This window comes from uncultured Campylobacter sp. (assembly GCF_938017615.1).
Classification (GTDB): domain Bacteria; phylum Campylobacterota; class Campylobacteria; order Campylobacterales; family Campylobacteraceae; genus Campylobacter_B.
Window position 1 is genome coordinate 1 of sequence record NZ_CALIJA010000161.1, and the last position, 13,230, is coordinate 13,230.

Sequence of the window (13,230 nt, forward strand, 5' to 3'; positions counted from 1 at the left end):
TTCGTTTTGTAAATTTTTGTAGAAAATTGATGGTTTCATTAGTTCTATTCATACACTTGACATATCTCGACTCAAATACGTCTATTAAATATTCTTCCTCGCTAGAAAAATTTGAATTTTTTAATTTGTCAAGAGTTCTACTAATTTTCCAAATACATGACTTATTATTATAGACATTAGCTAGCGCCTCATGTATATTTTCTATTTCAGTCTCTACTTGCTCTAAATCCTTATAGGTAAAATTCCTCTCAAACATAAAAATCATTCCTTATTTAAATTTTTAAAACTACAATACCTACCGATTTTAAATTTCTACGCCTCCAAAATCGCTCCGTTGCTAGCATTGGTCACCAGCTTGCGATACATTCGCAGCCAGCGATACGGCAGCGGTTTTTCAATCGGCTTAAATTTAGCCCTGCGCTCAGCGATCTCCTCCTCGCTTAGACGCACGTTTATCGCGTACGTATCCACGTCGATATCGATGACGTCGCCGTCTTGTAGCAATCCGATCATGCCGCCCTCAGCAGCTTCGGGACTCACGTGTCCGACGCTTAACCCCCTCGTCGCTCCGCTAAATCTACCGTCCGTGATCAGCGCCACGTCCGCGCCCAATCCTCGCCCCATGATTAGGCTCGTAGGGCTTAGCATCTCCTGCATACCCGGGCCTCCGCGCGGCCCTTCGTAGCGGATGACGACCACATCGCCTTTGTTTACCTTGCCGCTTGAGATGCCCTCTATCGCCTCGTCTTGGCTGTTAAAGCAGACCGCCTTGCCGCTAAATTTGCGCTCGCCGATGATGCCCGCGGTCTTGATGACGCAGCCCTGCTCGGCTAAATTTCCAAACAAAACTGCCAGTCCGCCGACCTGCGAGTAGGCGTTTTCTACCTTGCGGATGACCGATTCGTCTTTTATGGCGCTGGCTCCGACGCGCTCGCCTAGGCTTTCGCCGCTTACCGTTAGCGCGTCTAAGCCTAGCAGTCCGTTATCGCGGCGCGAAATTTCATTTATCACGGCGCTTAGGCCGCCCGCGCGGTCGATATCCTCCATATGCACGTTTGGCAGGCTCGGACTGATTTTGGCGATATGGGCTATCTTTCGGCTGATCTCATTGAGCCCCGCGATCTGTAAATTTACCCCCGCTTCGCGCGCGATAGCCAGGATGTGCAGCACGGTGTTGCTGCTGCCGCCCATCGCCATATCGACTACGAGGGCGTTTTGGATCGATTTTTCGTTCACGATGTTGCGGATTTTGTATTTTTCATCGAGCGCGATCTCGCAGATGCGACGTCCAGCCTGCCTGATAAGCTCCTCACGCTCAGGCGTGAGCGCAGGCACGGTACCGTTGCCTTTTAGCGCGATACCCATCGCTTCGCACAACGTATTCATCGAGTTTGCCGTAAACATCCCCGAGCAGCTGCCGCCGCTTGGACAGGCGGCGCACTCGATCTCTTTTAGCTCCTCGGCGCTGATCTCTTTGGTTTCAAATTTCCCCACCGCCTCAAACGCCGTAGACAGGTCGATCGGATCGCCTTTTTTGGTGTAGCCCTTTTTCATCGGACCGCCGCTAACGAAAACCGTCGGTACGTTCACGCGAAGCGCGCCCATCACCATGCCTGGCACGATTTTATCGCAGTTTGGCATGCAGACCAGAGCGTCTAGCTGATGAGCGTTCATTACCGTTTCGATCGAGTTTGCGATGAGCTCGCGGCTAGGCAGGCTGTAAAGCATCCCGCTATGCCCCATCGCGATGCCGTCGTCCACGCCGATGCAGTTAAACTCAAAGGGTACGCAGCCGTTTTTGCGGATCTCGTCTTTTAAAATTTCGGAGTATTTGTTGAGGAAAAAGTGCCCCGGGATGATCTCGATGAAGCTGTTTGCCACGCCGATAAATGGCTTTTCAAAGTCCTCGTCCTTTAGTCCGGTCGCTCTTAGCAAGCTTCTGTGCGGCGCACGCGTATAGCCTTTTTTGATGATGTCGCTTCTCATTTTTTGTCCTTGGATTGAAATTTTCTCCATTTTAGCATAAAATTTTACCGCTGCAGGGCGTTTTAAATTTTAGCGCATTAAAATTTAAAGTGGGACTATTGAGCTTAATCAAACCGAATCACTCCCGTTTTTGATATAATTGCACATCGATTATCAAAATCTTGCCGTTTGGCAGGAATAAAAAGGGGAAAAGATGCAAAGAAGAAATTTCTTAAAACTAACGTCCGCGTTGGCGGCTAGCGGGCTTGCTAGCCCTCTTTTTGCAAAGGAGACTTTTACTATTTACGGCGCGCCCGCGATGCCTAGCCTCATCATCGGCGTTGCGTGCATGCAGGGTCAGATCGGTAAAAAATACGACGCCAAGCTCGAGCTTTGGCGCGATCCCGATCAGCTGCGCGCAGGCGTGGCAAACGGCGAGTACAAGGTCATGATGAGCCCTAGCAACGTGGGGGTGAACCTCGCAAATCAGGGGCGCAAGATCGGCATGGTAAATATCCTCACCGAGGGGCTAAATTTCGCGATGAGCAAGGGCGAGAAGATAACGGAATTTGCGCAGTTGAAGGGCAAAAAGATCGTCATGCCTTTTAAAAACGATATGCTAGACATCATCGTGCGAGCCATAGCGAAAAAGCAGGGTATTAGCGGGCTAAATATCGACTACACCGCCACTCCCGCAGAGAGCGCGCAGATGTTTTTGGCTAAGGATTACGACGTCGCGATCACGGTCGAGCCGCTAGCAAGCGCTATGATCCTAAGGGGCAAAAAATCGGGCATCGCCGTGCAGCGTGGGGCAAATTTAAGCGATATGTGGGCGCAGGCGTTTTCGACTAAGCCCATAATCCCGCAAGCAGGCATCATCGCAGATACAGATTTTTACGCCGCGAAAAAGGCGGATTTTGAAATTTTAAATGCCGATTTAGCGGACGCGCTTGCGTGGATCAAAGCGAACAAACAAAGCGCTGCAGCAATCGGGACGAATTTCTTTCCCGCGCCGCCGCCTGCGATATTTATGAGCATCGATACGTCGAATTTATGCGTCAAAAAGCCTAGCGAGATCAAGGGCGAGCTTTTGAAATTTTATGAAATTTTGATGGAATTTAACCCTAAGCTCCTCGGCGGCGCGATGCCTAAGGACGAGTTTTTTCTATGCTAAAAATCGATAAAATTCGCAAAGCTCAAAACCCCGCGTTTTACGTCATAGACTATCTGTGGGGCGGCTTTGCGAGCCTAGGGGCGGTGTGCTTTTTCATAGCCATTTGGCAGGTAGCGAGCGAGGCTTACGGGCCGCTCATTCTGCCAGAACCCGCGGCTGTTTTTTCTAAGGCGTGCGAAATTTTAAAAAATTTCGCCGCAAACGATCTAGCCCTGTCGCTTAGGCGCGCGCTTGTGGGCACCTTCCTCGCGCTTTTTGCGGGGATTTGCAGCGGGCTTGCGGCGGGGTATTTCAAAAGCCTGCGAGCCTTTTTAAACCCGCTAATTACCGTGCTTCTCTCGACGCCGCCCATCGTTTGGATCGTGCTTGCGATATTTTGGTTTCATTTCGGCGATAAAAGCGTGCTTTTTACCGTCGTTATCGTCGTCGCGCCGATGACTTTTGCGTCCGCGGCGCAGGCGATGGCTAGCGTGAGCACCGAATACACCGAGCTTTTTGACAGCTACAAAAGCTCAATTTTAAAAAAACTGCGCTACCTCTACGCGCCGCACCTAATCGAGCGGCTGCTTCCCGCGATCTATGTCGCGGTCAGCAACGGCGCGAAGGTGCTTGTGATGGCGGAGCTTTTGGGCGCGAACGACGGCATCGGCGCAAAGATCGCCGAAGCGCGCGTCAATATCGATACGGTCGAGGTCATGGCGTATGTGTGCCTGGTCATAGCCTTTACGGCGCTTTTCGATTATCTCGTGACCAAACCGCTTCAAATTTTACTGATGCCGTGGAGCAGATGATGCTAAAAATTTCAAATCTGCGCTACGAAATTCTGCGCGACGTTATAATTTCCGATTTTTCTTTGCAGCTGCGCGCAGGCGAAGTAAAGACGCTTTTTGGCCCCAGCGGCTGCGGCAAGACCTCACTTTTGCGGCTGGTCTGCGGGCTGGAGGATAAAAAAAGCGGGCAGATCGAAAACGGCTTTAAGAAAATCAGCTTTTTGTTTCAAGAAAACCGCCTGCTACCAAACCTCACGGCGCTTAAAAATATCGAAATTTTTAGCCCCGCCGGCGTGAGCGAAATTTACGCCCTCGCCGCAAAGATCGGGCTTAGCCCGAGCGATCTGAATAAATTCCCGCGCGAGCTAAGCGGCGGTATGCAAAAGCGCACGGCGTTTTTGCGAACTATCCTTAGCGGCTGCGATCTGGCGCTGCTTGATGAGCCGTTTGTAGGTCTGGATCGCGATCTGCGCGGCGTGCTGATCGAAATTTTAGTCTCAAAGATCGAGTGCGAGGGGCTTGCCTGCCTTTTGGTGACCCACGACCGCTTTGAAGCCGCACGCCTAAGCCACGAGATCATCGAGCTCGAGCCCAAAGAGATGGGGCTTAGGCGCGTCGTGAGGCTAGATGAGCCGCTAAGCGCGCGCGACGAGCGGTACGAAGAGCGCGTGGTAAGCGAGCAATTCGGGGGAGTGAGCTATTATGAGTAGAAATTTTATCTTTAATGCGCGCAAACAGGGAGGCTCCGCACAAAATTTAAACTTACGTTGCGGCCCAGGCGCAAGCAAGCGAAGCTTTGGCGCGCGTCGCGATCCGGGCGCGTACGAACACGGACTATTGCGGAGCACCGAATACTGCGATTTAGGAGCACGCAGGCATGGGTTTTTACAAAGTACTAAATGTCGCGATGTCGGAGCGGGCGGGCACAGGCTCTTGCGTGATACTAAATGTTATGATTTCGCTGCTTGCATAGACAGGCTCTTTCGGGACATCGGATACTGCGATCTTAGCGCAAGCGGATATAGCCTTTCGCAGGACATCGGGCGCCGTGGTTTTATCGCACCGAAATACGAACTGCGCAGCCACGTGAACTGCGATTATATCGTGAGCGTGCTCTTGAACGGCGCAGTGCGCTACGGTTTTGCAGCGCGAAATTCGGCGCTATTACGCGGCGATACATACTGCGGCTCTAGCGCGAGTACTTACTTACGGTGTAGTTCTAGCGTGGGCGCTTGCTTACGGTGCCTTGACTCGAACCGATATGCCCGCTCACGCCGCGACTCGGGTGCGAGTGTCAGCTTGCGATGCAGCTCTAACGCGAACGATCGTTTGCAATCTAGTATGAGCGTCCGCTCACAGCGCAATTTCAATGCAGGCATTTGCTTGCGTCGCGTTGGCACGAAGCGGGGCCTCCATTTATACTGCAAATTTGGCGCGAACCAAGACGCCTTTTCGCGTTGCGGTTTTGATGCATGCGGATTGAGCGCGCAGTTCAGCGCTCAAAAAGCCGTTTTTAGCGCCTACCGCTCGCCGTTTTGCGATGCAAGTGGGCTAGGCGGCGAGCAAAATCCCACTCTAGGCACGTTTTGTGCGGTGCGGAATTTTTTAAATTTACATGACGCGCGCGATTTTAAGAATTTTGGCTCCGTAAATTTGAAGAAATTTAACCTTGCCGAGCTGCAATTTGCAAATTTAAAAAAGCAAATCCGCGCCGACGAAAGTGTCGACAAGAGCGCTAAATCGCGCAATTGGACGAGTTTTGGGCGCGAAACCCGTGTGCTGCGCAGACTAGGCTTTGAAAGTAAAATTCTCGCGCCGCGTAGATTTTACTTTGAGAGTGCGGTTGGTGCGCCGTGCGGACCCGGCCTCGGATACAGAAATTGCAAATTTGCGCAAAATTCTAAAGTTTGTGCCTCGGATTTTACACAAAATTTTAAAAATTTTGACCGGGGCTTGGAAGCCGAGCCTGCGCAAAATTTCAAAATTTCCGCTTTAAATTTTATACAAAATTTTTGGAATTCCGCTCGCGGCAGGGAAGCCGGGTCTATGCAAGGCTTCGGGAATTCGGACCGAAATTTTGAGCCGAAATTCCCGCAGAGCATTAAAAATTCCGATCGAAATTTCACGCAGGATTTCTTGCAAAACGGCAGAAGCTCCGAGCTAAATTCCAAACCGAGTTTTTCGCAGAACGTTAAAAATTCCGAACGGAATTTCCCGCTAAGCTTCTTGCAAAGCGCCAAGAATTCCGATCAAGGTCAAAATTCTAAACACGCCTCCGCGCAAAGCCATGCCGAGCTAAATTCTGTTCAAAACTTCTCGCAAAGCGCTAAAAATTCTGATCGAAATTCCAAAGCTAATTCCATGCAAAATCAAGCAGAGCCCGTTTCGCCGCAGGAGCTCAAAAATCCGAAGCCGCGCCCGGCGCAGCGGCTAGGCTTTTACGCGCCTAAATTTAAAGATGAGCGCGCGAGAAATTTTTTCTCCCATCCGATGCGCGCCTTCGTTCTTTGCGCCTGCTTTTTTGCGGCGCTGGGCGCGCTTAGCTTTTTAGCACCCGATGCGCTGGCGATCGATTATGTCGGCGCTCATAAGTTTTACTTTCTGTTTTTGGCGCCTTCGTGCATCTACGCGGCGTTTTTGCTTACCGCGCTGCCCGATTGGACGAACTTCGAGGGCTCGCTAAAGCCCGTCTCGCTCGCCTTTGCCGCCTGCCTGATCGCGGCTTTTATCGCGAGCTTTTTAAATTTACGGCTTGCGGCTGCGATTACGGCGCTGTTTTGGGCGGTATTTTTCATCTTTGCGGCATGGCTTTTGTGGCTAGATAAAAACTCGAATAATTTTAGCATCCTGGCGGTCCTTGTGGCGTTTTGCGCCTGCTCTGCGGCCTATGGCGCGAGCGGAGATGAGAAGTTTTTGCTTAGCTTCGTGCATATCAACGTCGCGGCAATCGCCGTCGTAAGCTACCGCATAAGCGTCGTCATCGGCAACGAAGCGCTAAGAGAGGGCGGGCTGAAGGACGCCGTTTTTATTCCAAATTTTATCTACAAAAATTTAGCCGCTTTCCTCGCCTTCGCTTTGGCGCTCGCAACGCCCTTTTTAAGCGAGGCGGCATGCGGATTTATCGCGCTTGGTATCGGGTTTTTGTTTTTGGCGAAGCTTCGCGAACTGCACTACGCCGAAATTCTAAGCCGCCACTATATGGCGTTTTACTACGCGCTGCAGGCTGCGTGCGCGGCGGGCTATGCGTGGCTGGGCGCGACACTGATCCGCGGAGGATACGCTGCCGCGCCGCTGCACGTCATCGCGATCTGCTATATGTATGGAGCGATACTTTTTGTGGGAATAATCGCCGGACAGCGCCACAGCGGAATTTCGCCGCTAAACTTCCCGCGCCTAAGCCGCACGGCGCTCGTTTTGGCTCTACTCGCGGGGGGCTTAAGAGCCATTTTTGCGGGCGAGAGCTTTGTTTTATACGTGATGATCCCCTCGGCGCTTTTCATCGCCGCGGTCGCGCTGTATCTGATAAATTTCATCCCGATCTTTCTGAAAAATCCTTTCAGCGCGGATCCGGATTGATAATCATCAAAGCGGGCTTGCTAAATTTTAGCTACAATCGATCAAATTTCATTTCAAGGAGAGCTTATGCAACACATCAAAAATATCGACGCCGCTAAGGCCGTAGAGCTTGCTTCGCTAGTCGAAGTATCCCCTCATAAGGTGATTTCGCGCACCCTCGCGCAAAATCCTGCGCTGAATATGACCCTTTTCGCCTTCGACGGCGGCGAGGAGATCAGCTCGCACAAATCCGACGGCGACGCATTCGTTTACGTGCTTGAGGGCGAGGGCGATTTCACGATCGACGGGCAGAAGCACCGCGTAAAAGCGGGGCAAAGCATCGTCATGCCTGCGGGCTTGCCGCACGCGATCTTCGCGCCGGTGCCGTTTAAGTGGTTTTTAGTGGTGGTTTTTTAGCCTCTAAGTTTAAGGGCGGGCTAAATTTTAAAATTTAGCCCGCCCGCCGCTTCATAAAATTTTATCCGAAATTCCATTTGCAGGGTCGTTCTGTTTGTTTCTGACGGCTATCGCTCGCCCTCGCAAAATTTTAAAATTTAGAAACGTTTAAATTTTACTTTTACCGCACCCAAAAATTTCGTCTGTTTTGCAAACCGTGCGGGAGCTAAAAATAACGCACCGCATTTGCGCGCTGTGTCTAACCCCGAAATCGCGCGCTTGAGCTCGCATCGCAAGTCAAATCCATAGCTCGCGCATTAATTTTGAAGTCGCGCCGAGCGTGCAATACATATCGGGCGAGTAGAGTAGATGGACGCTGTAGTAGGGCGACCCTGCCGAGTGCGCAATGCGCGGCCTAGCTCATAGATCGAGAGTTAAATTTAAAGGCCGTGTCCAGCGCGAAACGCACGCCAGACCGGCCTAAATTTTAAAATTTAGCTCTCGCTCGGGGTGAGTTCTTTGATGATGAGCTCGGGCGTGATCGTACCGCGGAAATTGTTTTTGCTAACCGTAAAGATCGCGTCCACTCGCTCGCCCGCGCGCGGCAAAAAGTCGTAGTTGAAAAACAGCGCCTCGACGCTGCCGCCGTTTTTATCAAGCGCCATTTTGATATGCTTGCCCTCCTTGCCGATCTCCCTGATATTGCGGGCGCGCGCGCCTTTGATACAAAAGAGCGGGCGCGGATTTTTCTGCCCGTACGGCTCGTAAAATTCTAAAATTTCAAGCAGCTCGAAGTCTATCTGCGATGCGTCCAGCTCGCCAAGCAGATCGTCTTGCGCGCTAAAATCGCTCAGATCCTTAGGCGTAATGCGCTCATTTACGCGGCGCTTAAACTCCTGAAGCAGCGCAGGATCGATCCCCACGCCCGCAGCGCCCTTGTGTCCGCCGAAGGTCGTTAAAATTTCGCTTTGCGAGGAGATCAGCTCTAAAATATCGAATTTACCGATGCTGCGCGCGCTTCCTTTGGCGCGCGAGTCGCTTACGCTAAAGACGATCGCGGGCTTTTTGTAAGTCTTGCTTAGGCGGCTTGCGACGATGCCGATGATCCCTTCGTGCCACTGCGGACCCCACACGACGATGACGTTGTCGCTCGGATCTACGCTTTTTACGATCTCGTCGTAGAGGTTTTTCTCCTCCTCTTTGCGCGAGTTGTTGATCGAATTTATCGTCTCTAGGTAATGGTTTGCCTCTCTGATATTTTTGGCGCATAGGAAGTTATACGACATCGTAGCATCGTCCATCCGCCCCGTGCAGTTGATTAGCGGCGCGATCGTGTAGCTGATATCGTCGAATTCGAAGTGTTTTTTAAAATAATGCTCTTTAATCGCCTTGAAGCAGGCGCGGTTCGAGCTATTTAGCCGCTTGATGCCGAAGCGCAAAAGCGCGCGGTTCATATCGCGCAGCTCCATCATATCGGCGATTATGGCGATGATGAGGATATCCATCGAGCTTGCCATATCGTAGTTCACGCCGAGGGTTTCTTTTAGCGCGCCTACGAGATACCACGCTACCTGAGCGCCGCAAATTTCGATATTTGGGAAGGTGCAGTCAGGCTGCTTCGGATTGATTATCGCATAAGCTCTAGGCAGCACGGGCGGGGGCATGTGATGATCGGTGATGATGAGATCGATCCCCTTTTGAGCGCAAATTTCGGCAGCTTCCGTCGCAGAGGTGCCGTTATCTACCGTGATGATGAGATCCACATCCTCAAGCTCGCCTATGATCTCGCTGTTTAGCCCGTATCCGTCGGTAAAGCGGTTTGGTATCTTGATAACGTAATCCGCGCCTATTTGATTAAAAAAATCGCTCATTATGACGGTGCTTACGATACCGTCGACGTCGTAATCGCCGACTACGGCTATGCGCTGGTTTTCTTCGATGGCAGTTTTTATGCGCAAAGCCGCCTTATAGGTATCTTTCAGATCGCAGGGTAAGGGAATTTCAGAAATTTTAGTATGCCGATCGTTCGCAAATCTCGATTTTAGAATTTCCCTTATCTCATTTTTACCTAGCATTTTTTATAGATGCTTCGATAAAGCCCAAAATAGCGGGATTTGGGCGCACTAGACGGCTGGTAAATTCCGGGTGAAACTGCACGCCCAGAAAAAACGGATGATTTTTTAGCTCGACCGCTTCGATAAGCCCGTCGCTCTCGCCGCAGACGATAAGCCCGTGCTTTTCAAAATCGGCGCGGTACTTCGGATTGGCTTCATATCGGTGGCGGTGGCGCTCGCGGATAGTTTTTTGCTCGCCGTAAATTTTACTCAAAAGCGAGCCTTTTTTGACGTCGCAGTCATAGCCACCCAGCCGCATAGTGCCGCCCATAGGGGATTTGTGCGTTCGGATCTGCTTTTTGCCGCTCGCGTCGATAAAGCTATCTATGAGGTAGATTACCGGATCTTCGGTCTGCGGGTCAAATTCCGAGGAGTTAGCGTTTTTCAGTTTTAAGACATTACGCGCAAACTCCACCATTGCAAGCTGCATCCCCAGGCAGATGCCCAAAAATGGCACCTTATGCACCCGCGCGTAGTTTATGGCTAAAATTTTACCCTCTATCCCGCGCGAGCCGAAGCCGCCCGCGACTAAAATTCCGTTTACGTCGCGGAAAATTTCATCCACATTCGCAGCTTCGATTTTTTCACTATCGATCCACTTCAAATTTATCCGCGTATCAAGCGTCGCGCCCGCGTGGATGATCCCTTCGGTGAGGGATTTGTAGCTTTCTTTTAGATCGATATATTTACCGACGAAGGCGATCGTGGTTTCATTCGTAGGCACGATGACGCGCTTAACGAGGCTGTCCCAGTTGCTCATATCGACTTCGAGCTTGTTTAAGCTTAAAGTCTCCGCGATCGGCGTTAAAATATCCTGTTTCAAAAACGCAAGCGGGATCTGATAGATGCTCGCGCTATCTGGGCTTTCGATGACGCAGTTTTTATCCACGCCGCAGCTTAGCGCGATCTTATCTTTAAGCGCGCGATTTAGCGGCATTTCGGAGCGGCAGATTATCATATCGGGGCTGATACCGATACGACGCAGCTCACCTACGCTGTGCTGCGTAGGCTTGGTTTTGAGCTCGCCCGCTACCTTGATGAAAGGCACGAGCGTGAGGTGGATATTCATCGTATTTACTCTGCCAAGCTCCACTCTCATCGCGCGGATCGCCTCTAAAAACGGCAGCCCCTCGATGTCGCCCACGGTGCCTCCGATCTCGACGATCAGCACGTCGTTACCCTCGCCCGCCTTTTTTATGCGGCGCACGATCTCGCCTACGATGTGAGGGATCACCTGGATCGTCTTGCCCAGATAATCGCCCCTGCGCTCCTTTTCGATGACGGAGCTGTAAACTTTGCCCGTGGTGAAGTTGTTGTCTTGGCTTAAATTTTCATCCAAGAACCGCTCATAATGCCCAAGATCCAGATCGGTCTCCGCGCCGTCGTCGGTGACGAAAACCTCTCCGTGCTCCAGCGGGCTCATGGTGCCGGGATCGACGTTGATATAAGGATCCGCCTTTAATATGCGCACTTTAAGCCCCGCGTGCTTTAAAAGCGTCGCGATCGACGCCGCCGCAATGCCTTTACCCAGCGAGCTCAGCACTCCGCCGGTGACGAAAATATATTTCGTTTGTTTTGCCATAAGTTTTCCTAAATTTTGATATTAATATCGCGATTATAACTTCTTTTAGGTTAAAGCACACTAAGCTAGAATTTGAAAATTTTAGAAATTTACGGCAAAATACGCACCCAAATAAATTTTAAATTTAAAGGAGAGATGATGAAAAAGATCATCGCGGCTTTAGTGGTCATCGTAGCGCTTATAGTGGGCGTTTTTGTAGCGACAAAGGACGCTAAAACTGGCGTAGCTAAAAGTGTAAACGATAGCATAACCAAAACGGTCGACGGTGCGGTCGGCAAGAGTGCCAGCGCCGCGATTGAGCAGCAGATTGCGGAATTTATCGCTAGAAACGAAATTTTCGAGACTAAGAGCGCTAAATTTTATCCCGGAGATAGCAACTCAAGCGGCTTTATCGAAGGCGTAGTAAAAAAAGAGAAACTACAAAAAAGCCTTGCTGAAGGCTTTAGCAAGCTAAAGGAAAAAGCAGGCGCGCAAGATAGCAACGATACGGACGAGCCAGATCCTGCTAAAATTTTCCCGGAAGATTTTGCTTTTCGCTACGACTACACTATTAAGCATAGCGTAAAAAACGCTGCGGATGGATTTGAGAGCGACGGAATTTTAACGATTAAGACGCCATATTACGCAGAGCCTTGCAAGAAGCTGTTTAAGACTGACGCGCCGCTTAGCACGCATCTAAACTACGGACCTACAGAGGTTAAATTTAGCGCAAAGCTAGCCGATATAAATGTGCTCGAAGATGGCGGAATAGGACGTCTTGCAGGCCTTAGCCTAAACGGCACGAGCGATATGAGCGGCAAAACGATAAAAGCCTTGGGCTTTAAAATCGGTGAAATTTTTATAGACGACGGCAAGGATTCGGGTCTTGATATAAAGGATCTTATCTATGAAGCAAACTTTAAAAACGGAATCCAAGATCTAGACGATAATATAACCAAGCTCTTTTTGAATGACATAGATTTTGCAGGCAGCACAAAAGAGCTCGTCGTAACTGTAGATAAGCAGCGCTTCGTCGTAGTTACGGATATGAGCACGGAAGGTAGCTATCGCGTAAAAGATGGAATTTTAAATTTCAACGAAAGCGATAAAGCCCAAAGCCTAAAAATCGCTGACGTGCTAGTGCGAAACATCCATTTAGGCGTCGATACCAGCTTTAGCGCCGTACTTTTCGAAAAATATCTGTCTGCTATCTCAAATCCGCAAGAAGGCGAAAAATTAGCGGAAAATAAAGAGCTTTTTATGAAGCTGCTAAAAGATGATATGAAAATTAACGTGAATGATTTTTCGTTTGAAAATAGCCTCGGCAAGAAATTTGCTTTTAACGCAAGCGCGCTAGTAGGCGGCTACATCGACGAGACGCAGCTTTTTAAGCGCATGAGCTTGGACGGCAAAGCTACGATAAATACGACCATTACGGACTTCTTATCGCCTTATGACAGCCTGCGCGATTTTGCGCCGATGGCTGAAGTTTACGGCTCGCAGTTTCTTAAGCCTGATGGAGATGGGGTTAAGATGGAGTTTAGCTTCGATAAGGCAAGCAACTCTATGATCTTAAACGGAAAGCCTATCCCGCTACCGCACAACTAAATTCTTAAGCTTTGCGGGCGGATTTTAAGCCTGCCCGCAAAGATTTTTATTTTCCTGCTTTTTCGGCGTAGAATTTCGCAAAGCTCC

11 protein-coding genes are annotated in these 13,230 nt (G+C 50.2%); 6 read left to right on the forward strand and 5 right to left on the reverse strand.

Features of this window, described 5'->3' with window-relative positions; genetic code table 11:
- Both Q0620_RS08325 and ilvD read right to left on the reverse strand, forming a co-directional pair.
- The coding region (locus Q0620_RS08325) for a hypothetical protein (protein WP_298784426.1) at window positions 1–256 on the reverse strand (256 nt) is incomplete at its 3' end.
- Window positions 257–312: 56 nt separating this feature from the next.
- Window positions 313–1,986 carry a dihydroxy-acid dehydratase gene (gene ilvD / locus Q0620_RS08330; protein ID WP_298784429.1) on the reverse strand — a complete coding sequence of 558 codons (1,674 nt, stop codon included), beginning with the start codon at window positions 1,984–1,986 and terminating at the stop codon, window positions 313–315.
- A 193-nt stretch (window positions 1,987–2,179) separates the two neighbouring features.
- Between ilvD and Q0620_RS08335 the strand changes: the two genes are divergently transcribed.
- The 3 genes from Q0620_RS08335 to Q0620_RS08345 are packed head-to-tail and all read left to right on the forward strand — an operon-like array spanning window position 2,180 to window position 4,619.
- Window positions 2,180–3,139: an ABC transporter substrate-binding protein gene (locus Q0620_RS08335; protein ID WP_298784432.1), complete on the forward strand. Its 960-nt coding sequence runs from the start codon at window positions 2,180–2,182 to the stop codon at window positions 3,137–3,139.
- Window positions 3,133–3,930 carry an ABC transporter permease subunit gene (locus Q0620_RS08340; RefSeq protein WP_298784434.1) on the forward strand — a complete coding sequence of 266 codons (798 nt, stop codon included), beginning with the start codon at window positions 3,133–3,135 and terminating at the stop codon, window positions 3,928–3,930. Before Q0620_RS08335 ends, Q0620_RS08340 begins: the two co-directional genes overlap by 7 nt.
- Window positions 3,930–4,619, forward strand: a complete 690-nt coding sequence (locus tag Q0620_RS08345; protein ID WP_298040890.1) for an ATP-binding cassette domain-containing protein — start codon at window positions 3,930–3,932, stop codon at window positions 4,617–4,619. The genes Q0620_RS08340 and Q0620_RS08345 overlap by 1 nt, the downstream gene beginning before the upstream one ends.
- Before the next feature lie 175 nt (window positions 4,620–4,794).
- On the opposite strand, the gene Q0620_RS08350 is transcribed toward Q0620_RS08345, so the two are convergent.
- The gene (locus tag Q0620_RS08350) at window positions 4,795–4,995 is read right to left on the reverse strand and encodes a hypothetical protein (RefSeq protein WP_298784436.1); all 201 of its coding nucleotides are present in this window, start codon (window positions 4,993–4,995) and stop codon (window positions 4,795–4,797) included.
- A 393-nt stretch (window positions 4,996–5,388) separates the two neighbouring features.
- Here Q0620_RS08350 and Q0620_RS08355 point away from each other — a divergent pair, with 393 nt between their 5' ends.
- Both Q0620_RS08355 and Q0620_RS08360 read left to right on the forward strand, forming a co-directional pair.
- Window positions 5,389–7,485 carry an NnrS family protein gene (locus Q0620_RS08355; RefSeq protein WP_298784438.1) on the forward strand — a complete coding sequence of 699 codons (2,097 nt, stop codon included), beginning with the start codon at window positions 5,389–5,391 and terminating at the stop codon, window positions 7,483–7,485.
- A 66-nt stretch (window positions 7,486–7,551) separates the two neighbouring features.
- Window positions 7,552–7,881, forward strand: coding sequence for a cupin domain-containing protein (locus Q0620_RS08360; RefSeq protein WP_291939008.1), 330 nt, complete (start codon window positions 7,552–7,554; stop codon window positions 7,879–7,881).
- Between the two features lie 473 nt (window positions 7,882–8,354).
- Here Q0620_RS08360 and recJ read toward each other — a convergent pair whose 3' ends face one another.
- Entirely contained in the window at window positions 8,355–9,935 is a 1,581-nt protein-coding gene (recJ, locus tag Q0620_RS08365) for a single-stranded-DNA-specific exonuclease RecJ (protein WP_298784440.1), read from the reverse strand.
- The gene (locus Q0620_RS08370) at window positions 9,925–11,556 is read right to left on the reverse strand and encodes a CTP synthase (protein ID WP_298784442.1); all 1,632 of its coding nucleotides are present in this window, start codon (window positions 11,554–11,556) and stop codon (window positions 9,925–9,927) included. Before Q0620_RS08370 ends, recJ begins: the two co-directional genes overlap by 11 nt.
- Before the next feature lie 138 nt (window positions 11,557–11,694).
- Between Q0620_RS08370 and Q0620_RS08375 the strand changes: the two genes are divergently transcribed.
- Entirely contained in the window at window positions 11,695–13,143 is a 1,449-nt protein-coding gene (locus Q0620_RS08375) for a DUF945 family protein (protein WP_298784444.1), read from the forward strand.
- Window positions 13,144–13,230 lie beyond the last annotated feature (87 nt).

Bases quoted from the DNA above. Each gene is read 5' to 3' on its own strand.
- Q0620_RS08335 (WP_298784432.1), top strand. From the start codon at position 2,180: ATGCAAAGAAGAAATTTCTTAAAACTAACGTCCGCGTTGGCGGCTAGC.
- Q0620_RS08340 (WP_298784434.1), top strand. From the start codon at position 3,133: ATGCTAAAAATCGATAAAATTCGCAAAGCTCAAAACCCCGCGTTTTAC.
- ilvD (WP_298784429.1), bottom strand. From the start codon at position 1,986: ATGAGAAGCGACATCATCAAAAAAGGCTATACGCGTGCGCCGCACAGA.
- Q0620_RS08375 (WP_298784444.1), top strand. From the start codon at position 11,695: ATGAAAAAGATCATCGCGGCTTTAGTGGTCATCGTAGCGCTTATAGTG.
- Q0620_RS08345 (WP_298040890.1), top strand. From the start codon at position 3,930: ATGCTAAAAATTTCAAATCTGCGCTACGAAATTCTGCGCGACGTTATA.
- recJ (WP_298784440.1), bottom strand. From the start codon at position 9,935: ATGCTAGGTAAAAATGAGATAAGGGAAATTCTAAAATCGAGATTTGCG.
- Q0620_RS08360 (WP_291939008.1), top strand. From the start codon at position 7,552: ATGCAACACATCAAAAATATCGACGCCGCTAAGGCCGTAGAGCTTGCT.
- Q0620_RS08370 (WP_298784442.1), bottom strand. From the start codon at position 11,556: ATGGCAAAACAAACGAAATATATTTTCGTCACCGGCGGAGTGCTGAGC.